A 22,852-nucleotide genomic window follows, 5' to 3' on the forward strand; every position below is an offset into this window, starting at 1 on the left:
GGCTCTGTGATCGGGGCGTTCTCCTATCACAAGGCGATCGCCCCGATGATCTGGGTGCTGATTGGGCTGTCGAGCGTCGAACTCGTGGTCGTCCATTTATTGTTGGCGCACTGGTGGCCATGGGTCGCGGCCATCGTCGCGATCGTGACGGTGTGCGGGATCGTATGGCTCGTGATGATCGTGCGGTCGTTCCGCGGCATGCCGGTGCTGCTCGATGGCGACCGCCTGCTCATGCGGGTCGGCCGGCTGCGCTCGGTCAGCGTTCCGACCGATCACATCGGTGGGCTGCGAACGTCTTGCGACGGAGCAACATTGAAGCAGCGCCATGTGTTGAACCTGGCGTTGATCGCGTATCCCAACGCGGTGGTCGATCTCGCTACGCCGATCGTAGTCGGTCGGCGGCGGATTTCGACGATTGCGCATCGGCTCGATGATCCAGCCGGTTTCGCTGTGGCGCTGAACCGGCTAGGGGGGCGGACATGACCGAATTCGAAGATCCGCTGGGCCCGCTCGATCCCAATTTCGCCGAGAATTTCCGCCGCGACATGCGTCGGCCGGCTTGCCAGCTTTATCTGGTGTCGCCGCTGGACGTCGGTGGCGACTTCCCCGAGCGTCTCGCGCGCGCTCTTGACGCCGGGCCGGTGGCGGCATTCCAGTTTCGAGTTAAGGATATCGACCAGCACGCGGCTGCCGCGCTGGGCGAGCCGTTGCGCGCGATCTGTGCTGAGCGTGACGTCGCGTTTATCGTCAACGACGATATCGGGCTTGCGAAGCGGCTCGATGCGGACGGCGTGCATCTCGGGCAGGACGATGGCGATCCGCGTGAGGCGCGGGCGCAACTAGGGCCAAATGCGCAGATCGGGGTGAGCTGTCATGGCAGCCGTCATCTGGCGATGGAAGCTGGCGAGGCCGGGGCCGACTACGTCGCGTTTGGTGCGTTCTATCCGACCACGACGAAGGTCGCGACGCATACCGCCGAGCCGGTGATCCTGTCCTGGTGGTCGACGCTGTTCGAGATGCCCTGCGTCGCGATCGGTGGCATCACGCCCGAAAACGCCGCACCGCTGGTTGCCGCCGGTGCCGACTTCATTGCGGTGTCGAGCGCCGTTTGGGGTGGCGACGAGGTCGCTGCGATCAAGGCGTTCGGCGAGGTTCTCGCGAAGCGCTGAGCCGTTGGAAACAACCGTCGTTCCGACCGTTTGATGCAGCAGCGTAACGGTTTGGGATGATGGCATGACGGCATTTGCGATGAAGGCTTCGGTTCTTGCGGCCTGCCTGCTGGGTGCCGCGTCGCCCGCATTGGCGCAGACAGCGCCGGCCAAGCCCGTACTGATCGATCGCAACATCCTGCACGTGCAGGTGATCCTCGACCATCTCGGCTTCGGGCCGGGCGTGCTCGACGGGCGTGGCGGGCAGTCGCTGGTCGCGGCGCTGAAGGGGTTTCAGGAGGCGAAGGGGCTGCCGATTACCGGCAAGTCTGATGCGCGAACGTTACAGGCGCTGTATCCGTACCGCGCCGCGCGACCGACCGTGACGGTCGCACTGACGCCCGAGATGCTGGCGGGGCCGTTCGTCAATCCGTTCCCGAAGGATCCCGCCAAGCAGGCCGAACTCCCATCGCTTGGCTACAAGAATGTCATGGAGAAGCTCGGCGAGATGTTCCACACGACGCCGGCGGTGATCGTCGCGCTGAACTCGCCGACGACGAAGCTGGCGCCGGGCACCAAGGTCGTGTTCCCCAACGCGCTGCCATCGTCGCGCGCTTATGATCCGAAGCTAAAACCCGACTGGATCGCGACGCTCACCATGCTGAACGTCGATGCGAAGCAGCCGCACGCGGATCATGTCGTGGTCGACAAGTCGGACGGCGTGCTGCGCGTGCTCGATGCGAACGACAAGCTGATCGCGCAATTCTCCGCGACGATGGGGTCGAGCCATGACCCGCTGCCGCTCGGCACGTGGACGATCAAGGGCTCCGATTACAACCCGAAGTTCCATTTTAACCCAGCGTTGTTCTGGGATGCGAAGAAGGGGCAGCAGAAGGAGATGCTGCCGCCGGGGCCGAACGGTCCGGTCGGGGTCGTCTGGATGGACCTTTCGAAGGAGCATTACGGCATTCACGGCACGCCCAATCCCGAGACGATCGGGCGTGCGGAGAGCCATGGCTGTATTCGCCTGACCAACTGGGATGCGGCGCGATTGTCGATGATGATCAAGCCGGGAACCAAGGCGGTGTTCCAGGCTTGAGGCGATGACGCGGACGTTCTGGATCATTCTCGGGCTGATCGTGGTCGTTGTCGGCGGCTTTGCGTCAATGATGTCGTTCGGGAGCAGCGGTAGCGGTAGCGGCATCGAGCGACGGGTGCCTTGGCGCAAGCCGGTGCCTCCGGCTGAGGTCGATACCGTTTCCGTGACGCCGGGGGTGCTTGCCGTCCCGGTGGCGGGCGTTCCGCGAAAAGCGATTGCGGACAGCTGGAACGATGCGCGGGGCGGCGGTCTGCGCGGTCATCATGGGACGGACATCATGGCACCGGGCGGCACGCCCGTCGTTGCGGCTGCGCCGGGGCGGATCGAAAAGCTGTTCCAGAGCGGGCTTGGCGGGATCACGCTGTACGTCCGTTCGCCCGACCGGCGCTGGACCTATTATTATGCGCACCTTGCCGGGTACGCGGCTGGCATCCGAGAGGGGATGGCGGTCAAGGCGGGCGACACGCTCGGCTATGTCGGCGACACCGGTGATGCGGGGGCAGGCAATTACCACCTTCATTTCGGGCTGACCAAGATGCAGCCGGGGGAGCGATGGTGGCAGGGCGAGAACGTCAATCCGTACCCGCTGCTTGCCGGAACGGGGTCGTCCCGCTAAAGGCCGCCGCTTCGGGTTTCCGCAGAGTCATGCTCCAGGGTTATGCTTCGCGGACGGCCCCTAGCTCTTTCCAGCAGGAATCGGTCATGAAGATCAACGCGGTCGAGATTCGTCCCGGCAACATTCTTGAATATGAGGGCGGCATCTGGCGCGCCGTCAAGATTCAGCACACCCAGCCCGGCAAGGGCGGTGCCTATATGCAGGTCGAGATGAAGAACCTCATCGACGGCCGCAAGAACAACACCCGCTTCCGCTCCGCCGAGAGCGTCGAGAAGGTGCGGCTCGAGACCGTCGACTTCCAGTTCCTATTCCGCGAAGGCGACATGCTCACCTTCATGGACAAGATCAATTACGAGCAGATCTCGCTCGACGCCGACATCCTGGGCGACGCCGCGGCGTTCCTGCAGGACGGCATGGACGTGGTAATGGAACTCTGGGAAGAGCGGCCGATCTCGGTCCAGCTGCCCGACACGATCGAGGCGCTGATCGTCGAGGCGGATGCCGTCGTGAAGGGGCAGACTGCCTCGTCGTCGTATAAGCCTGCCGTGCTCGAGAACGGCGTGCGCGTGATGGTGCCGCCGCATATCGGTGCGGGCACGCGGATCGTCGTCGATGTCTACGAGCAGACCTACGTGCGTCGCGCGGACTGAAAACTGCTCCCCTTCCCGCAAGCGGGAGGGGGCCGGGGGGTGGGCGCCCGCCCTCCATTTTACGCGACGATATTGGCGCGAACTATTTCGATGCCGCGCGACGCTGATAGCGCGAGCCCACCCCCGGCCCCTCCCGCTTGCGGGAGGGGGGAGATAGAATACCATGCCCAGCCATTCCGGCATCATGACCGTTATCGAGCGCGCCGCCCGCAAGGCCGCGCCGCGCCTGCGCCGCGACTTCAACGAGGTCCAGCAGCTCCAGGTGAGCCGCAAGGGGCCGGCCGACTTCGTCAGCCAAGCCGACCAGCGCGCCGAGCAGACGATCTTCGAAGAACTCAGCCACGCCCGTCCCGACTGGGGCATGTTGATGGAGGAGCGCGGCGAGGTCGAGGGTGATCCGAACAAGCCGCGGTTCATCGTCGATCCGCTGGATGGCACGTCGAACTTCCTCCATGGCATCCCGCATTTCTGCATCTCGATCGCGGTCGAGGAGCCGATGCCGAACGGTAAGCGCGAAGTCACCACCGCGCTGGTGTATCAGCCGCTGACCGACGAAAGCTTCTGGGCCGAGAAGGGGCGGGGGGCATGGCTCACCGACCAGCGTCTGCGCGTGTCGTCGCGGCGTGATCTGTCCGAATCGCTGATCGCGACGGGGATCCCGTTCCTGGGGCATGGCGACTTCGCGCAGTGGAGCCGGATTTTCGGCGCGGTTGCGCCTGAGGTTGCGGGGATCCGTCGTTTGGGTGCTGCGGCGCTCGATCTGGCGTGGCTTGCGGCTGGCCGGTTTGACGGGTTCTGGGAATCGAACCTGAAGCCTTGGGATGTTGCAGCTGGGATGCTGTTGGTGAAGGAAGCCGGCGGTTTCGTTACCGACTTCCGCGGCGGCGATCGCGCGATGGAGCGCAACGAGTTCCTGGCGGCGAACGACGCGTTGCACTCCCGCCTGCATAAGCTGGTGGCCGGCGCTCTTCGCTAAGGCGAATGCACGATCCTCCCCCGCAAGGGGGAGGTGGCTGGCTTTTGCCATTCGGAGGGGGAGGTAAGGGCAACCTCTGTTCCGCGTCCTCCCCCTCCGTCACCTTCGGTGCCACCTCCCCCTGGCGGGGGAGGATCGTTAGGTCGGAGAGCAATCCGGTCATGCTGGTGAAGGTGATACTGCCACCCTATCCGTCACACCAGCGAAAGCCAGGGTATCTCCATGATAGCCGGCGCGCTCGCCAACCATGATGCCCCAGCTTTTGCTCGGGTGACGGGGGGCGGCGGCTGAGCGGGCAGGCCAGAGTGACCTAATATCTGTCCGTCATGCCGGGCTTGTTCCGGCATCCACTGTTCCGCAGTCTCTCCGACCGTTGGTTTGCGGCACCGTGGACCCCGGAACCAGTCCGGGGTGACGGAGCCGGTTTGGTGATATTGCCGCTATTCGCAGCAGCCACGTCTGCATCCCGGCACGCCGAGTGCAGCAGAGCACGCCGAGTAACGCATGTTTCCCGCCACCCCGACCCCTCCACTTGCGAGTGATTCTCACACCCTCCACGCCTTGCCCATCACCCCCCATCGGCCTAAAGCGGCCCCGTTCCGTTCGCACTTGCGAGAAGCAATTTGGTCGACCTGTCGCACTATCTTCCGATCCTCCTGTTCCTCGGGATCGCCATCGCATTGTCGAGCACGTTCGTGTTCCTGCCGATGGCCGTCTCGCGCCTCACGGGGTCACACAAGCCTACGCCTGAGAAGCTTAGCGAATACGAGTGCGGATTTCCCGCATTCGAGGATCCGCGGAGCCAGTTCGACGTGCGCTTCTACCTGATCGCCATCCTCTTCATCATCTTCGATCTCGAGGCCGCGTTCCTGTATCCCTGGGCCGTCTCGGTCTTCACGCTCGGCTGGACCGCGTGGATTTCGATGATGATCTTTATTGGCGAATTGGCCCTTGGCCTCGTCTACGCATGGAAGAAGGGAGCACTCGATTGGGAGTAGAGCTTCAGCCCGCACCCGGTTCGCCCAGTTCGCTGGTGCCACCCGACCAGGGCTTTTTCGACGGATTGAACGGTGAGTTGACGGACAAGGGTTTCCTCGTCACGTCGACCGAGGAACTGTTCCAGTGGGCCCGCACGGGTTCGCTGTGGTGGATGACATTCGGGCTCGCATGCTGCGCGGTCGAGATGATCCACGTGAACATGCCGCGCTACGATCTGGAGCGCTTCGGCGCCGCACCGCGCGCGTCCCCGCGCCAGTCGGACGTGATGATCGTTGCCGGCACGCTGTGCAACAAGATGGCGCCGGCACTCCGCAAGGTCTATGACCAGATGTCCGAGCCGAAGTACGTGATCTCGATGGGATCGTGCGCGAACGGCGGCGGCTATTATCATTACAGTTACAGCGTCGTGCGTGGCTGCGATCGGATCGTGCCGGTGGACATCTATGTTCCTGGGTGCCCGCCGACAGCTGAGGCTCTGCTGTACGGCATCATGCAGTTGCAGCGGAAGATCCGGCGGTCCGGGAGCATCGAGCGTTGAGGGCTCCCGCACCAGCGTACACGTCGAACGACGGCGTAATCGACAGCGCCCGCGCGGCGCTCGGCGGTATGCTGCTCGACGCGGTCGACCATGTCGGCGAAGTCGCGCTGCATGTTCGTCGCGAAGACCTGTACGACGCGATGATCGCGCTGCGCGACACCCCGGGGCTTGCCTACCAGCAGCTCATGGAGATCGCGGGCGTCGACTATCCGGATCGGCCTGAGCGGTTCGAGGTCGTCTATTGCATGCTGTCGCTGACGCGGAATCACCGCCTGCGCGTGCATGTCGCGACCGACGAGGAAAAGCTTGTGCCGTCGGTGACCGACATCTGGCCGGTCGCCGGTTGGCTCGAGCGCGAAGTGTACGACATGTACGGCGTGCTGTTCAGCGGCAATCCGGACCTGCGCCGCATCCTGACCGATTACGGCTTCCGTGGTCATCCGCAGCGCAAGGACTTCCCGCTGACCGGGTATGTCGAGCTGCGCTATTCGGAAGAGTCCAAGCGCGTCGTGTACGAACCCGTGCAGCTTGCGCAGGATTTCCGCACGTTCGATTTCATGAGCCCTTGGGAGGGCGCGAACTACGTCCTTCCGGGTGACGAAAAGGGTGCCTTGCCCCAGGCCAAGGGCGCACAGACGCCGTTGTCGGCGGACACGATCGTCAAGGCCAATGCGGCGCAGTCGCCGACCCAGGCGCCGACCGAACCCAAGAGCACCGAGTCGACCGCGCAGACGGGCGCCGGCAAGTCGGAGTCCGATGCGACGCCGAAGCCTGCGAACCCCGACGTGGTCCCGACCAAGGGTGCCAATGCTAGCGGGGGACAGAACCAGTGAGTCTGTATGTCGAAGAGCTTCTGGGCGAAGCGGACGCAGCCGATCCCACGACCGGCGACGTCACGATCCAGAACTACACGATCAACTTCGGTCCGCAGCATCCGGCCGCGCACGGCGTGCTCCGTCTGGTCATGGAACTCGACGGTGAGATCGTCGAGCGCGTCGACCCGCATGTCGGTCTGCTCCACCGCGGCACCGAGAAGCTGATCGAGTACAAGACGTACACGCAGGCGCTGCCGTATTTCGATCGTCTCGATTACTGCTCGCCCTTGTGCATGGAGCATAGCTGGGTGCTGGCGGTCGAGAAGCTGCTCGACCTCGAAGTGCCCGAGCGTGCGCAGTATCTGCGGGTGTTCTTTGCCGAGCTGACGCGTATCTCGAACCACATGTTGAACCTCGGGTCGCATGTCATGGACGTCGGCGCGATGACGCCGAACCTGTGGCTGTTCGAAATCCGCGAAGACTGCATGAACTTCTTCGAGCGCGTCTCCGGCGCGCGCATGCATTCTAACTATTTCCGTCCCGGTGGCGTGCATCAGGATGCGCCGTTGAAGCTGCTCGCCGACATCGGCGACTGGCTCGACACGCGCCTGCCGCGGTTGTTCGAGGATGCGATCTCGCTCGTCGCGGACAACCGCATCTTCAAGCAGCGCAACGTCGACATCGCCGTGGTCAGCCGCGACGATGCGATCAAGTGGGGCTTTTCCGGCCCAATGATCCGCGGTTCGGGTATCGCCTGGGATCTGCGCAAGTCGCAGCCCTACGATGCCTATGCCAAGATGGACTTCGAGGTGCCGGTCGGTACGCGCGGCGATTGCTATGACCGGTTCATGGTGCGCGTCGAGGAAGTGCGTCAGTCCGCTCGGATCATGAAGCAGTGCCTGCGCGACATGCCCGAGGGGCCGATTGCGTCGCTCGACCGTAAGGTCGTGCCGCCCAAGCGTGGTGAGATGAAGCAGTCGATGGAAGCGCTGATCCATCACTTCAAGCTCTATACGGAGGGCTTCCACGTGCCCGCCGGCGACGTCTATGTCGCGACCGAAAGCCCCAAGGGCGAATTCGGCGTGTATCTGGTCGCCGATGGCTCGAACAAGCCGTACCGCTGCAAGATCCGCCCGACCGCGTTCTCGCATCTGCAAGCCATGGACTTCATGGCGAAGGGCCACATGCTGGCGGATACGACTGCGATCCTCGGTGCGATGGATATCGTTTTTGGTGAATGTGACCGCTGATGGCTGAAGCTCCGAAAATTCCCGACGAGGCCGAGACCCGCGCACGCTGGGGTGCGTTCGCGTGGACGGACGAGAACCAGGTGAAGGCGAACGAGATCCTCGGGCGCTATCCCAAGGGTCGCGAGCAGTCGGCGTCGATCCCGTTGCTCGATTTGGCGCAGCGCCAGGTCGGCGCGGAAACGCAGACGCAGGGCTGGTTGCCGGTGCCGGTGATCGAGTTCGTCGCGCGCCAGATCAGCGTGCCCTACATGCGCGTGTACGAGGTGGTGACCTTCTACACGATGTTCAATCTGGCGCCGGTTGGTCGCTTCCACGTCCAGGTCTGCGGCACGACGCCGTGCATGCTGCGGGGGTCGGATGATGTTCTTGCCGCGTGCAAGAACCGCGGTCTGGTCAAGGGCGGCACGACGCCGGACGGCATGTTCACGCTGACCGAAGTCGAGTGCCTGGGCACGTGCGCGAATGCGCCGATGGTGCAGATCAACGACGATAACTTCGAAGACCTCGATTACGACAAGACGACCGAGATCCTCGAGGCGCTGGCCAATGGCGGGCACCCGACGCCGGGTCCGCAATTCGGTCGCCGCGCGAGCTGCCCCGAAGGCGGCCCGACCTCGCTCAAAGCGATGGTCGACGCGAACCACGATTACCGGGGGGAGTGGGCCTGATGCTCGCCGACAAGGACCGCATCTTTACCAACGTCTACGGTTTCCAGCCGTGGACCATCGACGCGGCGATCATGCGCGGCGATTGGGACAACACCAAGGACCTGATGGCGCTTGGCCAGGACGCGATCATCGACGTGATGAAGGCGTCGGGTCTGCGTGGCCGTGGCGGTGCGGGCTTCCCGACCGGCACCAAATGGTCGTTCATGCCGAAGGAGCCCAAGCCCGATCGGCCGAACTTCCTCGTCATCAACGCCGATGAATCTGAGCCGGGCAGCTGCAAGGATCGCGAGATCATCCGCCACGATCCGCACAAGCTGATCGAGGGCGCGCTGATCGCCGGGTTCGCGATGCGCGCGCGCGCCGCCTACATCTACATCCGCGGCGAGTATATTCGCGAGGCCGAGACGCTGTTCGCAGCTGTGGCTGAAGCATACGACCGCGGTTTCATCGGCAAGAACGCGTGCGGGTCGGGCTATGACTTCGACGTGTTCGTGCACCGGGGTGCCGGCGCGTATATCTGCGGCGAAGAGACCGCGATGCTGGAGAGCCTCGAGGGGAAGAAGGGCCAGCCACGGCTGAAGCCGCCTTTCCCGGCAGGTGCTGGTCTTTACGGCTGCCCGACGACGGTCAACAACGTCGAATCGATCGCGGTCGCACCGACGATCCTTCGTCGCGGCGCTGCTTGGTTCTCCAGCTTCGGCGCGGAGAACAACCGCGGCACGAAGCTGTTCCAGATCAGCGGCCATGTGAACAAGCCGTGCGTGGTCGAGGAAGAGATGAGCATCTCGTTCCGCGACCTGATCGAGACGCATTGCGGTGGCATCCGTGGCGGCTGGGACAATCTGCTCGCGGTGATTCCGGGTGGCTCTTCGGTGCCGTTGGTGCCCGCCGCGCAGATCATGGACTGCGCGATGGACTTCGACGGCCTGAAGGCGGTCGGGTCGGGCCTCGGCACCGCGGCGATCATCGTCATGGACAAGTCGACCGACATCGTCCGCGCGATCAGCCGCATCTCGTACTTCTACAAGCACGAGAGCTGTGGCCAGTGCACGCCGTGCCGCGAGGGCACCGGCTGGATGTGGCGCGTGATGGAGCGGATGCGCACCGGCGACGCCGAGCTGTCCGAGATCGACATGCTCCAGCAGGTCACCAAGCAGGTCGAGGGTCACTCGATCTGCGCGCTCGGCGACGCTGCAGCCTGGCCGATCCAGGGCCTGATCAAGCATTTCCGCCCCGAGATGGAGCGCCGTATCCGTGAGCGCGGTGGCGACACCGCGCCGATGATGGAAGCCGCAGAGTAATGCCCTTAGTCAAAGTCGATGGCGTAGAGATCGAGGTGCCTCAGGGTGCCACCGTGCTGCAGGCGTGCGAGCTTGCCGGCAAGGAGATTCCGCGTTTCTGTTATCATGAGCGGCTGAGCATCGCCGGCAATTGCCGGATGTGCCTGGTCGAGGTGAAGCCTGGTCCGCCCAAGCCGCAGGCGTCGTGCGCGCTGCCGGCGGCGGACAAGCAGGAGATCTTCACCAACTCGCCGATGGTGAAGAACGCCCGCGAGGGCATCATGGAATTCCTGCTGATCAACCATCCGCTCGATTGCCCGATTTGCGATCAGGGCGGCGAGTGCGATCTGCAGGACCAGTCGGTCGCCTATGGTCGCGGCCATTCGCGCTACGACGAGAACAAGCGCGCGGTCACCGAGAAGTATATGGGTCCGATCGTCAAGACGGTCATGACCCGCTGCATCCAGTGCACGCGCTGCATCCGGTTCGCCGAGGAAGTGTCAGGCGTCGAGGAGATCGGTGCGATCTTCCGCGGCGAGGACATGCAGATCACTTCGTATCTCGAGAATGCGGTCAAGAGCGAACTGAGCGGCAACGTAGTCGATCTGTGCCCGGTCGGCGCGCTGACGTCGAAGCCGTATGCGTTCGAGGCGCGTCCGTGGGAATTGCGCAAGACGCTGACGATCGACGTGATGGACGCGGTCGGCACCAACATCCGGCTCGACAGCCGTGGTCGCCAGGTGCTGCGCTGCGTGCCACGGATCAACGAGGACGTGAACGAGGAGTGGGCCACCGACAAGACGCGCCACGCGATCGACGGCCTCGTGCGTCGTCGCCTCGACAAGCCTTATGTCCGGGTGAACGGCAAGCTCCAGCCCGCGACGTGGGACGAAGCGTTTGCGGCGATCAAGGCGGTGAACGCCGGGTCGAGCGTTGCGGCCGTCGCTGGCGATCTGGTCGATTGCGAGACGATGTACGCCGCCAAGGCGCTGCTCGCGAAGATGGGTTCGAGCCTGCTCGAAGGCCGTCAGACCGGCATGGACTATGACGCGACGAGCATCGCCGCGGTCAATTTCAACACGACGATCGCTGGCACCGAGCGTGCCGACGCGATCCTGCTCGTGGGTACCAACCTGCGCTGGGAAGCGCCGCTGGTGAACACGCGGGTGCGGAAAGCGATCAAGAAGGGTGCGAAGGTCTTCGCGATCGGGCCGGAGACGGACCTGACGTACAAGGTTGAGTGGCTCGGCGACGATCTGGCGCTGCTCGGCAATCTGCCTGACGCGGTGACCGAGGCGTTCGGCAAGGCCGAGCGTCCGATGGTGATCGTCGGTGGCGGCGCGCTGAAGGGTGGCCATGCGGCTGCGCTGAAGCTGGTCGATACGCTCGGTCTCGTGAAGGCGGACTGGAACGGCTTCAATGTCGTCCACATGGCGGCCTCGCGGATGGGTGGGCTGATGCTCGGTTATGCGCAGAAGGGTGGCATCGCCGACGTGATGGGGGCTAAGCTCGGCTTCTTCCTCGGTGCGGACGAGGTCGATTATTCGAAGTTCACTGGCTTCAAGGTGTTTGTGGGGCATCACGGCGACAAGGGTGCGGCGGCTGCCGACGTCATCCTGCCGGGCGTTACCTATGCCGAGAAGTCGGGGACGTGGGTCAATCTCGAGGGTCGAGTCCAGCGCGGCGAGCGCGCGGTGTTCGCCCCCGGCGACGCGCGTGACGACTGGTCGATCTTCCGCGCGCTGTCCGACACGCTCGGCCACACGCTGCCGTTCGACAGCTTCGAGGGGCTGCGCGAGGAAATGTACGTGGACGTGCCTGCGTTGCGGCACCAGGCGCTCGCGACGTTCGAGTGGAATCCGCCTTCGCTCAATGGCGCAGGTGAGGGTGTCCTCGCCGGCTATCCGATCAAGGACTTCTACCTGACCAACGCGATCTGCCGTGCGTCGCCGACGATGCAGCGCTGCTCGGCCGAACTTCTCCACGGAGAAGATTACGCGGAGGCAGCCGAATGATCTCCTGGTTCGAATCCTCGCTCGGTTACGACTGGGCGTTCTTCCTCGCGACGATCATCGACATCCTCGTGATCGCCCTGCCGCTGATGCTGGCGGTGGCGATGATCATCTATGCCGACCGCAAGATCTGGGCGGCGATGGCGTTGCGGCGTGGTCCCAACGTCGTCGGTCCGTTCGGCCTGTTGCAGAGCTTTGCCGACGGCCTGAAGGTGTTCCTGCAGGAGACGATCGTCCCCGCAGCCGCCAACCGCACGCTGTTCCTGCTGGCACCGATCATCACCTTCACGGTCGCGCTGATCGTCTGGGCGGTGGTGCCGTTCGGCGTCGGCGTCGTGCTTGCCGACATCAACGTCGGGTTGCTCTACGTGCTCGCGGCGTCGTCGCTCGGCGTGTACGGGATCATCCTGTCGGGCTGGGCGTCGAACTCGAAATACCCATTCTACTCGGCGCTTCGTGCGGCCGCGCAGATGGTGTCGTATGAAGTCGCGATCGGCTTCATCCTGATTTCGGTCGTGCTGTGGACCGGCAGCTTCAACCTGTCGGCGATCGTGATGGCGCAGAAGTCGCACGTCTGGTTCTTCAACGGGTACATCCTGAACCCGCTGATGTTCCCGATGGCTGTGATGTTCTTCATCTCGAGCCTTGCCGAGACGCAGCGCGCGCCGTTCGATCTGACCGAGGCGGAAAGCGAGCTCGTCGCCGGGTACCAGACCGAATATTCGTCGATGTCGTTCGCGCTGTTCTGGCTCGGCGAGTACGCCAACGTGCTGCTGATGTGCGCGCTCAATGCGACGCTGTTCTGGGGCGGCTGGCTGCCACCGGTCGACTGGGCGCCACTATATTACGTGCCGGGGATCATCTGGCTGTTCGCCAAGATCCTGTTCTTCTTCTTCCTGTTCAGCTGGGTGAAGGCGACCGTGCCGCGCTATCGCTACGATCAGCTGATGCGGCTCGGCTGGAAGGTCTTCCTTCCCGTCTCGCTGTTCTGGGTTTTCCTCGTGTCGGGCTATCTCATGCTGACGCGCGTTGGAGTGGGTTCATGAGCGTCGCTCAGATCATCAAGTCGTTTACCCTGTGGGAATTCGTGAAGGCGCACGCGTTGACGCTCCGCTATTTCTTCAAGGAAAAGGCGACGATCAACTATCCGTACGAGCGCAATCCGGTGTCGCCGCGGTTCCGTGGTGAGCATGCGCTGCGTCGCTATCCGAACGGCGAAGAGCGCTGCATCGCGTGCAAGCTGTGCGAAGCCGTGTGCCCTGCGCAGGCGATCACGATCGAGGCCGAGCCGCGTGATGACGGTTCGCGCCGCACCACGCGCTACGACATCGACATGACCAAGTGCATCTACTGCGGCCTGTGCGCCGAGGCGTGCCCGGTCGATGCGATCGTCGAGGGGCCGAACTACGAGTTCGCGACCGAAACGCGCGAAGAGCTGATCTACGACAAGTCGAAGCTGCTCGATAATGGCGACCGTTGGGAAAGCGCGATCGCGGCGAACCTTGCCGCCGATGCGCCGTACCGTTAATGGCGCGCTCATTCTTCTCGTGGGCGTCTAAGGGGCCGCAATCGTGATTCAGGCCTTAGCCTTCTATCTCTTCGCTTTCGTCGTCGTCTTGTCGGGCGCGCTGACGATCGCGTCGCGCAACCCGGTCCATTCGGTGATGTGGCTGATCCTCGCGTTCTTCAACGCGGCGGGTCTCATGATCCTAGTCGGTGCCGAGTTCATCGCGATGCTGCTCGTCATCGTCTATGTCGGTGCGGTCGCGGTGCTGTTCCTGTTCGTGGTCATGATGCTCGACATCGACTTCACCGAACTGCGCGCAGGCGTCGCCCGGTATTTCGGGATCGGTCTCGCACTAGCGGTGGCGCTTGCCGCCGAGGTGATGATCGCGATCGGTGCATGGAGCACCGGCCCGATCCAGCTCGCGCGGCGTGCCGCACCGATCGACGACACCGTTCCCAACATCCAGGCGATCGGTAACCTGCTCTACACGCGCTATCTGTTCGTGTTCGAGGGTGCCGGCCTGGTGCTGCTGGTCGCGATGATCGGGGCGATCGTGCTGACCCACCGCCAGCGTGGCGGCGTCAAGGCGCAGAACATCAGCCGCCAGAACGCGCGTCGTCCACAGGACGCCACGCGCAACACGAGCCCGGTCGTCGGGCAGGGAGTCGAACTGTGACGATCGGTCTCGTCCATTATCTGGTCGTCGCGGCGATCCTGTTCACGATGGGGGTGCTCGGCATCTTCCTCAACCGCAAGAACCTCATCGTCATCCTGATGGCGATCGAGCTGATCCTGCTGGCGGTGAACATCAATCTCGTCGCGTTCTCGGCGTTCCTCCACGATCTCGTCGGACAGGTGTTCGCGATGTTCGTGCTGACGGTCGCCGCGGGTGAAGCCGCGATCGGCCTCGCCATTCTCGTGATCTATTTCCGCGGTCGCGGCACCATCGCGGTCGACGACGTCAACCGGATGAAGGGGTAATACGGTTGATCCAGCTTATCGTCTTCCTGCCGTTACTGGCCGCGATCGTTGCCGGGTTCGGCAATCGCGCGATCGGCAACGTGCCGGCGAAACTCGTCACCACGGCTGCGCTGTTCGCGTCGTGCCTGTTGTCCTGGCCGATCTTCATCGGCTTCCTGTCGGGTACCAGCACGGCCACCGTCGCGCCGCTGCTCGACTTCATCCACTCGGGCGACATGAACGTCGCGTGGTCGCTGCGCGTTGACGCGCTGACCGCGGTGATGCTCGTGGTCGTCACGTCGGTCTCGGCGCTCGTCCATCTGTATAGCTGGGGCTATATGGACGAGGATCCTGACCAGCCGCGCTTCTTCGCGTATTTGTCGCTGTTCACGTTCGCGATGCTGATGCTCGTGACGGCGAACAACCTCGTCCAGATGTTCTTCGGCTGGGAAGGCGTGGGTCTCGCATCCTACCTCCTGATCGGGTTCTGGTTCCGCAAGCCTTCCGCCAGCGCAGCCGCGATCAAAGCGTTCGTCGTCAACCGCGTCGGCGATCTTGGCTTCATGCTCGGTATCTTCGGCACGTTCCTGGTGTTCGGCACGGTCTCGATCCCCGAGATCCTCGCAGCGGCCCCTGGTATGGCGGGTTCGACGCTCGGCTTCCTCGGCTACCGCTTCGATACGATGACGGTGCTCTGCCTGCTGCTGTTCGTCGGTGCGATGGGCAAGTCGGCGCAGCTTGGCTTGCACACTTGGTTGCCGGACGCGATGGAAGGCCCGACTCCGGTGTCGGCGCTGATCCACGCAGCGACAATGGTCACGGCCGGCGTCTTCATGGTCTGCCGCCTGTCACCGATGTTCGAGATGAGCCCGGTCGCGCTGACCGTGGTCACATCGGTCGGTGCCGCGACCTGTTTGTTCGCGGCGACCTGCGGTCTCGTGCAGACCGACATCAAGCGCGTGATCGCGTATTCGACCTGTTCGCAGCTCGGCTACATGTTCTTCGCGGCCGGTGTCGGCGCGTACGGCGCGGCGATGTTCCACCTCTTCACGCATGCGTTCTTTAAGGCGCTGCTGTTCCTCGGCGCCGGCTCGGTCATCCATGCGATGCACCACGAGCAGGACATGCGCTATTACGGTGGCCTGCGTAAGAAGATCCCGGTGACGTTCTGGGCGATGATGGCGGGTACGCTCGCGATTACCGGCGTCGGCATCCCCGGCATCTTCGGCAACACCGCGATCGGCTTTGCGGGCTTCCACTCGAAGGATGCGATCATCGAGGCGAGTTGGGCTGCGGGTCAGCCGGGCGTATGGTTCGTCGGCGTGCTCGTCGCGTTGCTGACCAGCTTCTATTCGTGGCGCGTGATGTTCCTGACCTTCTGGGGCAAGCCGCGCTGGGCCGCATCGGAGCACATCCAGCATGCGCTCCATGACGCGCATGGTCACGATGACCACGCGCATGACGCGCATCACGCGGATGACCATCACGCGAACCCGGCTCAGGCCGAGGACGCAGGTCACGCGCCGCACGGTCATCACGACGCCGCACATGCACCGGCCGAAGGGGACGGTGGGTATCACCCGCACGAGAGTCCGCTGCCGATGCTGATCCCGCTGATCGTACTGTCGGTCGGCGCGGTCCTCGCAGGCTTCGTGTTCCACGGCTTCTTCATCGAGCCGACCGCAGGCGAGGAGTTCTGGAAGGGCGCGCTCGCGTTCCGCGAACATCTGATGCACGAGATGCACGGCGTGCCGTTGCTGATCAAACTGTCGGCGACGATCGCGATGCTGCTCGGCCTGCTGACCGCTTGGTACGCCTATATCAAGGCACCCACGTTCCCGGCCAAGGTCGTCGAACAGTTCGGCGTGCTCTACGACTTCCTGCTGCATAAGTGGTATTTCGACGAGCTGTACGACCTGATCTTCGTCCGCCCGGCGTTCGCGATCGGCCGCTTCCTGTGGCACCGCGGTGACGAGAAGACGATCAACCGGTTCGGGCCCGACGGCGCGACCTGGGTCGTCCAGATCGGCAGCCGCGTGGCCAACCGCTTCCAGACGGGATACCTCTACACCTATGCCTTCGTCATGCTGATCGGGCTGACCGCAGCCGTAACCTGGGCGATCGGACTGTAATGACCGGCTTTCCTATCCTCTCCGTCCTGATCGCGGTCCCGATGATCGCGGCCGTCGTGTGCCTGTTCGTCTCGGCGAACACGGCGCGGACGCTGGCGCTGGCGGCGACGCTGATCGACTTCGTTCTCGGCATTATGCTGTGGATGAACTACGACATCGGCGGTGCGCAGTGGCAGTTCGTCGAGCATGCCCCCGGCATCTTTGGCCCGTTCGGCTGGTCGCTTGGCATCGATGGCTTCGCGCTGATGCTGATCATGCTCAGCGTATTCCTGATGCCGATCTGCATCGGCGCCAGCTGGCGCTCGATCACCACGCGCGTACCCGAATACATGGCGGCGTTCCTGTTCACCGAAGTGCTGATGATCGGCACGTTCGCGGCGCAGGACTTGTTCCTGTTCTACGTGTTCTTCGAAGCCGGCCTGATCCCGATGTACCTGATCATCGGCATCTGGGGCGGTGCGAACCGGATCTACGCGTCGTACAAGTTCTTCCTGTACACGCTGCTCGGCTCGGTTCTGATGTTCATCGCGATGTTGTACATGGCGAAGACCGCGGGCACGACCAGCATCCCGGCGCTGATGAACTACGACTTCCCGGCGCACGTGCAGACTTGGCTGTGGCTGGCGTTCTTCGCGTCGTTCGCGGTCAAGATGCCGATGTGGCCGGTCCACACCTGGTTGCCCGACGCGCACGTCCAGGCGCCGACCGCAGGCTCGGTGATCCTGGCGGGCGTGCTGCTGAAGCTCGGCGGATACGGCTTCCTCCGCTTCCTGCTGCCGATGTTCCCCGAAGCCTCGGGCCAGCTGACCTGGCTGATCTTCGGCCTGTCGGCGGTCGCGGTGATCTACACGAGCCTTGTCGCGCTCGTGCAGTCGGACATGAAGAAGCTGATCGCCTACTCGTCGGTCGCACACATGGCGATCGTCACGATCGGTCTGTTCGCGTTCAACCGGCAGGGCATCGAAGGCGCGATGATCATGATGCTGAGCCACGGCCTGGTATCGGGTGCGTTGTTCCTGTGCGTCGGCGTGATCTACGACCAGCTCCATACCCGCGAGATCTCGCGCTATGGCGGCCTCGCGATCAACATGCCGAAATATGCGATCTTCTTCCTGTTCTTCACGATGGCATCGATCGGCCTGCCGGGCACCAGCGGCTTCGTCGCCGAGTTCCTGTCGCTGATGGGCACGTATCAGGTCTCGACCTGGACCGCGCTGCTCTGCACGACGAGCATCATCCTCGGCGCCGCGTACATGCTGTTCCTGTACCGCCGCGTCGTGTTCGGCGAAATCAAGTCGGACGACGTCCGCGCGATGGTCGATCTGTCGGGCCGCGAGATGTGGCTGCTCGCACCGATCGCAGCCGTCGTGCTGTGGATGGGCGTGTATCCCGAGAGCTTCCTGGCACCGATGCGCAAGGACGTGGGCGTGCTACTCGCCCGTGTCGACCGCGCCAAGCCGGCTAGCGATTCCAACCCAACTGCGGGGAAGCCCGCTGCAACTGTCCGTAGTGCCGCGCACGGGGAGGCACACTGATGGATTACGCCGCTAACATCGCAATGACGCTGCCCGAACTGGTGCTGGCGTTGGGTGCGATCGCCTTGATGCTCGTCTCGGCCTGGGGCGGGGACAAGTCGACGCGCGCCGCCTCGATAGCCGCCGTGTTCGTGCTGGTCGGGGCAGGGATCGCATTAGTCGGGCCGGCGTCGTCGGGCGGCTATGCGTTCGACGGGCTCTACCGCGCGGACGCGTTCGGCGCGTTCGCCAAGGTGCTGATCTACATCGCCTCGGCGGTCGCGATCGTCATGGCGCCGAGCTTCTTCTCGCGCACGCACGGCGACGATCTGCGTCCGGAATATCCGGTGCTGATCCTGCTGTCAGCATGCGGTATGGGGATCATGGTTTCCGCCACCGACATGCTCACGCTGTATGTCGGTCTCGAGCTCCAAAGCCTTGCAGCATACGTTCTCGCCAGCTTCATGCGGCGTGACGGGCGTTCGGCGGAAGCCGGCCTGAAGTATTTCGTGCTCGGCGCGCTCGCCAGCGGCATCCTGTTGTACGGTATCTCGCTGGTCTACGGGTTCAGCGGCACGACGTTGTTCTCGGGCATCTCGGAAGCATACGCCGGCACCAAGTCGCTCGGCCTGCTGTTCGGTCTGGTGTTCGTGTTCGCTGGCCTTGCCTTCAAGATCAGCGCGGTGCCGTTCCACATGTGGACGCCCGACGTGTACGAAGGCGCACCGACCCCGGTAACCGCGTTCTTCGCGTCCGCCCCCAAGGTCGCAGCGCTCGCTCTGAGCGTCCGCGTAGCGGTCGATGCGATGGGCCCGGCGACCGACCAGTGGCGCCAGATCGTGATCTTCGCGGCTCTCGCGTCGATCATACTCGGTGCGGTCGCGGCGATCGGCCAGACCAACATCAAGCGCCTGCTCGCCTATTCGTCGATCAACAATGTCGGCTTCGCGCTGATCGGTCTCGCGGCCGGGACGCCGGAAGGCGTGTCGGGCGTGCTGATGTACCTGACGATCTACGTCGCGATGACGCTTGGCTCGTTTCTGGTCGTGTTGCAGATGCGTGGTGACGACGGCCAGCCGGTCGAGACGATCGACAGCCTTGCCGGCATGTCGCGGACCCGGCCTGCGCTGGCAGCGGCGCTCGCGATCTTCATGTTCAGCCTCGCCGGCATCCCGCCGCTGTTCGGCTTCTACGCGAAGTTCGCGGTGTTCAGTGCTGCGGTCGACGCCGGGCTCTTCCCGCTGGCGGTGGTCGGCATCGCCGCCTCGGTGATCGGCGCGTATTATTATCTGCGCGTGGTCAAGACGATGTACTTCGACGATCCCGCTCCGGCGTTCGCGCCGATGGAGAGCAAGGTCGAGGGTGGCCTGATCGCCATTGCCGCGGTGTTCGTGTCGCCAGCCGGCTACCTCCTCATCCCCGTGCTCGGCGCGTGGACGATGGCGGCCGCACGGGCGTTGTTCTGAGCATCATCCGCACCGTCGCGGAAACAGGATCGACCAACGCCGACCTGCTGGAGCTTGCACGCGGCGGTGCCGAGGACGGTCTCTGGTTGCGCGCGATCCGACAAACGGCGGGGCGGGGGCGGCTCGGGCGCAAATGGTCGTCGCCCGAGGGTAACCTTTATGCCAGCACGCTGGTCCGTTTGCGACCGAACGATCCGCCGGCTGCCAGCCTCGCGCTGGTCGCCGCGGTCGCCTTGCAGGAAACCGTGTCGACGTTCCTCGTTGCCGGGATCTGCCAGGGCACGACCGACGCGAGCGAGACGCTGGTCTTGAAATGGCCCAACGACCTGTTGCTGGCGGATGCCAAGCTGTCGGGCATCCTGCTCGAACGCGCTGATAATGCGGTAATCGTCGGCTACGGCGTCAACATCGCGCATCATCCCGATCTGCCCGATCGTGCGACGACCGATCTCGCTGCGCACGGCGTTGTGGTCGAACCCGCGATGTTCCTCGACATCCTCGCCGATAGTTTCGCGCGCTGGATCGGTCGCTGGCGCACCGAGGGCATTGCCCCCGTCCGCGAGCGCTGGGTCGATTGCGCGCACCCGGCGGGTACAGCGCTGACCGCTCGGCTTCCCGATGGCAGCGGGATCGACGGCCTGTTCGTCGGGCTCGACACCGACGGCGCGCTGATCCTCCGCTTGGCGTCTGGCGAGCGGCGTGTCATTCACGCTGCCGACGTCTTCCTGCTTTGAGGCCCCGCTGATGCTGCTCGCGATCGATGCCGGCAATACCAATGTCGTGTTCGCGCTGGTCAAAGCCGGCGAGATCGTCGCGCGCTGGCGGATCGCAACCGATCCGCGGCGGACGGCGGACGAATATGCGGTGTGGCTGAGCCAGTTGATGCAGCTCGGCGGGCATGATCGCACCGCGGTCGAGGGCGTGATTGTCGCCACCGTCGTCCCGCGCGCGCTCCACAACCTCCAGGTGCTCGCGTCGAAATACTTCAACACCGAAGCACTGATCGCCGGCCATGCGCCGGTCGAATGGGGCATCGCGATCGACGTCGACGAGCCGGCCTCGCTGGGTGCCGACCGTGCGGTCAACACGATCGCCGCGCATGCGCTGCATCCGGGTGATCTGATCGTGATCGACTTCGGCACCGCGACCACGTTCGACGTCGTCGACTATAGCGGCGCGTACAAGGGCGGGATCATCGCGCCGGGGATCAACCTGTCGCTCGACGCGCTCGTGACCGCCGCCGCGAAACTGCCGCGGATCGCGATCGAGGCGCCAACGGACACAAGCGTCATCGGGCTCAACACCGTCTCGCAGATGCACATCGGCATCTATTGGGGCTATGTCGCGATGATCGAGGGGCTGGTCGCGCGGATGAAGCGCGAGATCGGCCGTCCCGTGAAGGTCGTCGCCACCGGCGGCCTTGCCACATTATTCGAGAAACAGACCGACGTGTTCGACGTCATCGAAGCCGACCTGACGATCCAGGGGCTGGCGATGATGTGGGATCGTCACCATATCTAGGGCCATTGGGCTCGCGCCGACCGGCCTGCGGGCCATATTCCTGTATAATCCTGAAAGTATTCAATGACTCCGAAGAACGAACTCCTTTTCTGTGGCCTTGGCGGCTCCGGCGAAATCGGCATGAACGTCAACCTGTACGGCTGCCAGGGCAAGTGGGTGATGGTCGATCTCGGCATCACCTTCGCCGATCCGCAATATCCCGGCGTCGACGTGATCCTGCCCGACCTGTCCTTTATCGAGGATCGGATCGACGACCTGCTCGGCATCGTCATCACGCACGGCCATGAGGACCACATCGGCTCGTTGCCGTATCTCGCCGAAGACCTCGGCGTGCCGATCTACGCGACCCCGTTCACGATGGGCCTGATCCGCGGCAAGCTCGAGGAAGAGGGCATCGCCAACCGCGTGAAGCTCAAGATGATCCCGATGGGCGGCAATTTCCAGCTCGGGCCGTTCGGCTTCACCTTCGTCGAGATGTCGCATTCGATCCCCGAGGCGAACGCGCTGTTGATCGACACGCCTTACGGTCGCGTGTTCCACACCGGCGACTGGAAGCTCGACAAGAACCCGGTGATCGGCAATCCGACCACGCCCGAGGGCTTCATGGCGATCGGCGACAAGGGCGTCGACGTGCTGGTCTGCGATTCGACCAACATCTTGAACACCACCGCATCGGGCAGCGAGAGCACCGTGCGGAAAGGTCTGTTCGAGGAGGTCAGCAAGGCCAAGGGCCGGGTGATGATTACCAGCTTCGCGTCGAACGCCGCGCGTCTGCACACGTTCGGCGAAGTCGCGAAGGAAACCGGGCGCAAGCTGTGCGTGACCGGGCGTTCGCTCGACCGGATCATCAAGGTCGCGCGCGCGACGGGGTATCTGAAGGATTTCCCCGACACGATCAGCCCCGACGAGGCGATGCGCCTGCCCAAGAACAAGGTGCTGATCATCGCCACCGGTGGCCAGGGTGAAGAGCGCGCGGCGCTGGCGCGTGTCGCCAATGGCCAGCACACGATCACGCTTGAGGCCGACGACACGGTGATCTTCTCGTCGAAGCAGATCCCGGGCAACGAGGTCCAGATCGGTCGCATCCAGAACACGCTGGCGGCCAAGGGCATCCGCATGATCACCGAGCGCCAGGCGCACGTCCACGTGTCGGGCCATCCAGGGCAGCCCGAACTCGCGCAGATGTATGACTGGCTGCGTCCTGAGGTGCTCGTGCCGACGCACGGAGAAATGCGCCACATGATGGAGCATGCGCGCTTCGGGCTCGAGCAGGGTATTCCGCGCGCGATCGTGCAGAGCAATGGCGACATCATCCGCCTGGCGCCCAAGGGCCCGGCGAAGATCGGTAATGCGACGGTCGGCCGCTTGGTGCTCGACGGCGACGTGATCCTGCCGGCGGACGGCGCGACGCTTAGTGAGCGGCGGAAGCTGGCGATCAACGGTCAGATCTCGGTCGGTGTCGCGCTCGGCAAGGACGGCCGAATGGTCGGCCAGCCGCAGGTGCGCGTGCAGGGCGTCCCGGTCGAGGAAGACCGCGCGGCGTTCATCGCCGATGCGGTGCAGGCAGCGGCCGACACGGTGCGGGGCGGCAAGCGCGAGAGCGAGAAGATGCGCGAGCAGATTCGTCTCGCGGTGCGCAAGGTCGCCAAGCGCTGGACCGGTAAGCAGCCGATCGTCGACGTCCTGCTGATCGAGGGCTGA

At 64.0% G+C, this 22,852-nt stretch carries 23 protein-coding genes; all 23 read left to right on the top strand.

Going from position 1 to position 22,852, the window contains the following annotated elements:
- Positions 1 to 6: 6 nt before the first annotated feature.
- Complete coding sequence (locus AC1ME3_RS13710; RefSeq protein WP_480953576.1) at positions 7 to 483, top strand: hypothetical protein; 477 nt, start codon at positions 7 to 9, stop codon at positions 481 to 483.
- On the top strand, positions 480 to 1,169 hold the full coding sequence (gene thiE / locus AC1ME3_RS13715; RefSeq protein WP_480953577.1) for a thiamine phosphate synthase: 690 nt from the start codon (positions 480 to 482) through the stop codon (positions 1,167 to 1,169). Before AC1ME3_RS13710 ends, thiE begins: the two co-directional genes overlap by 4 nt.
- A 64-nt stretch (positions 1,170 to 1,233) precedes the next feature.
- On the top strand, positions 1,234 to 2,247 hold the full coding sequence (locus AC1ME3_RS13720; RefSeq protein WP_480953578.1) for a L,D-transpeptidase family protein: 1,014 nt from the start codon (positions 1,234 to 1,236) through the stop codon (positions 2,245 to 2,247).
- Between the two features lie 4 nt (positions 2,248 to 2,251).
- Positions 2,252 to 2,863 carry a M23 family metallopeptidase gene (locus AC1ME3_RS13725; RefSeq protein ID WP_480953579.1) on the top strand — a complete coding sequence of 204 codons (612 nt, stop codon included), beginning with the start codon at positions 2,252 to 2,254 and terminating at the stop codon, positions 2,861 to 2,863.
- Positions 2,864 to 2,949: 86 nt separating this feature from the next.
- The gene (gene efp, locus AC1ME3_RS13730) at positions 2,950 to 3,513 is read left to right on the top strand and encodes an elongation factor P (RefSeq protein WP_056482276.1); all 564 of its coding nucleotides are present in this window, start codon (positions 2,950 to 2,952) and stop codon (positions 3,511 to 3,513) included.
- A gap of 163 nt (positions 3,514 to 3,676) precedes the next feature.
- Entirely contained in the window at positions 3,677 to 4,489 is an 813-nt protein-coding gene (locus AC1ME3_RS13735; RefSeq protein WP_056048515.1) for an inositol monophosphatase family protein, read from the top strand.
- Between the two features lie 623 nt (positions 4,490 to 5,112).
- A complete protein-coding gene (locus tag AC1ME3_RS13740) occupies positions 5,113 to 5,487 on the top strand; it encodes an NADH-quinone oxidoreductase subunit A (protein WP_056048518.1) in 375 nt (124 codons plus the stop codon).
- Positions 5,478 to 6,026: a NuoB/complex I 20 kDa subunit family protein gene (locus AC1ME3_RS13745; RefSeq protein ID WP_056058310.1), complete on the top strand. Its 549-nt coding sequence runs from the start codon at positions 5,478 to 5,480 to the stop codon at positions 6,024 to 6,026. The genes AC1ME3_RS13740 and AC1ME3_RS13745 overlap by 10 nt, the downstream gene beginning before the upstream one ends.
- Positions 6,023 to 6,859: an NADH-quinone oxidoreductase subunit C gene (locus AC1ME3_RS13750; RefSeq protein WP_480953580.1), complete on the top strand. Its 837-nt coding sequence runs from the start codon at positions 6,023 to 6,025 to the stop codon at positions 6,857 to 6,859. Before AC1ME3_RS13745 ends, AC1ME3_RS13750 begins: the two co-directional genes overlap by 4 nt.
- Before the next feature lie 20 nt (positions 6,860 to 6,879).
- A complete protein-coding gene (locus tag AC1ME3_RS13755) occupies positions 6,880 to 8,091 on the top strand; it encodes an NADH-quinone oxidoreductase subunit D (RefSeq protein WP_274705252.1) in 1,212 nt (403 codons plus the stop codon).
- Positions 8,091 to 8,759 carry a complex I 24 kDa subunit family protein gene (locus AC1ME3_RS13760; protein ID WP_480953581.1) on the top strand — a complete coding sequence of 223 codons (669 nt, stop codon included), beginning with the start codon at positions 8,091 to 8,093 and terminating at the stop codon, positions 8,757 to 8,759. The genes AC1ME3_RS13755 and AC1ME3_RS13760 overlap by 1 nt, the downstream gene beginning before the upstream one ends.
- On the top strand, positions 8,759 to 10,060 hold the full coding sequence (nuoF, locus tag AC1ME3_RS13765) for an NADH-quinone oxidoreductase subunit NuoF (protein ID WP_107955021.1): 1,302 nt from the start codon (positions 8,759 to 8,761) through the stop codon (positions 10,058 to 10,060). The genes AC1ME3_RS13760 and nuoF overlap by 1 nt, the downstream gene beginning before the upstream one ends.
- Positions 10,060 to 12,054 (top strand): NADH-quinone oxidoreductase subunit NuoG, encoded by a 1,995-nt coding sequence (gene nuoG, locus AC1ME3_RS13770; RefSeq protein ID WP_480953582.1) that lies wholly within the window; start codon positions 10,060 to 10,062, stop codon positions 12,052 to 12,054. Before nuoF ends, nuoG begins: the two co-directional genes overlap by 1 nt.
- Positions 12,051 to 13,097, top strand: a complete 1,047-nt coding sequence (nuoH, locus tag AC1ME3_RS13775; protein ID WP_056058320.1) for an NADH-quinone oxidoreductase subunit NuoH — start codon at positions 12,051 to 12,053, stop codon at positions 13,095 to 13,097. The genes nuoG and nuoH overlap by 4 nt, the downstream gene beginning before the upstream one ends.
- A complete protein-coding gene (gene nuoI / locus AC1ME3_RS13780) occupies positions 13,094 to 13,579 on the top strand; it encodes an NADH-quinone oxidoreductase subunit NuoI (protein WP_055877898.1) in 486 nt (161 codons plus the stop codon). Before nuoH ends, nuoI begins: the two co-directional genes overlap by 4 nt.
- A gap of 43 nt (positions 13,580 to 13,622) precedes the next feature.
- Positions 13,623 to 14,234: an NADH-quinone oxidoreductase subunit J gene (locus tag AC1ME3_RS13785; protein WP_056048540.1), complete on the top strand. Its 612-nt coding sequence runs from the start codon at positions 13,623 to 13,625 to the stop codon at positions 14,232 to 14,234.
- Positions 14,231 to 14,539, top strand: a complete 309-nt coding sequence (gene nuoK / locus AC1ME3_RS13790; protein WP_082441002.1) for an NADH-quinone oxidoreductase subunit NuoK — start codon at positions 14,231 to 14,233, stop codon at positions 14,537 to 14,539. The genes AC1ME3_RS13785 and nuoK overlap by 4 nt, the downstream gene beginning before the upstream one ends.
- Before the next feature lie 5 nt (positions 14,540 to 14,544).
- A complete protein-coding gene (nuoL, locus tag AC1ME3_RS13795; protein ID WP_480953583.1) occupies positions 14,545 to 16,650 on the top strand; it encodes an NADH-quinone oxidoreductase subunit L in 2,106 nt (701 codons plus the stop codon).
- Positions 16,650 to 18,185 (top strand): NADH-quinone oxidoreductase subunit M, encoded by a 1,536-nt coding sequence (locus AC1ME3_RS13800; protein WP_480953584.1) that lies wholly within the window; start codon positions 16,650 to 16,652, stop codon positions 18,183 to 18,185. The genes nuoL and AC1ME3_RS13800 overlap by 1 nt, the downstream gene beginning before the upstream one ends.
- Entirely contained in the window at positions 18,185 to 19,630 is a 1,446-nt protein-coding gene (nuoN, locus tag AC1ME3_RS13805; protein ID WP_480953585.1) for an NADH-quinone oxidoreductase subunit NuoN, read from the top strand. Before AC1ME3_RS13800 ends, nuoN begins: the two co-directional genes overlap by 1 nt.
- Positions 19,631 to 19,632: 2 nt before the next feature.
- Positions 19,633 to 20,364, top strand: coding sequence for a biotin--[acetyl-CoA-carboxylase] ligase (locus AC1ME3_RS13810; RefSeq protein ID WP_480955838.1), 732 nt, complete (start codon positions 19,633 to 19,635; stop codon positions 20,362 to 20,364).
- A gap of 10 nt (positions 20,365 to 20,374) precedes the next feature.
- Positions 20,375 to 21,151, top strand: a complete 777-nt coding sequence (locus AC1ME3_RS13815; RefSeq protein WP_480953586.1) for a type III pantothenate kinase — start codon at positions 20,375 to 20,377, stop codon at positions 21,149 to 21,151.
- 63 nt (positions 21,152 to 21,214) lie between these two features.
- Positions 21,215 to 22,852 (top strand): ribonuclease J, encoded by a 1,638-nt coding sequence (locus tag AC1ME3_RS13820; protein ID WP_480953587.1) that lies wholly within the window; start codon positions 21,215 to 21,217, stop codon positions 22,850 to 22,852.

The organism is Sphingomonas sp. BL2, from assembly GCF_056680015.1.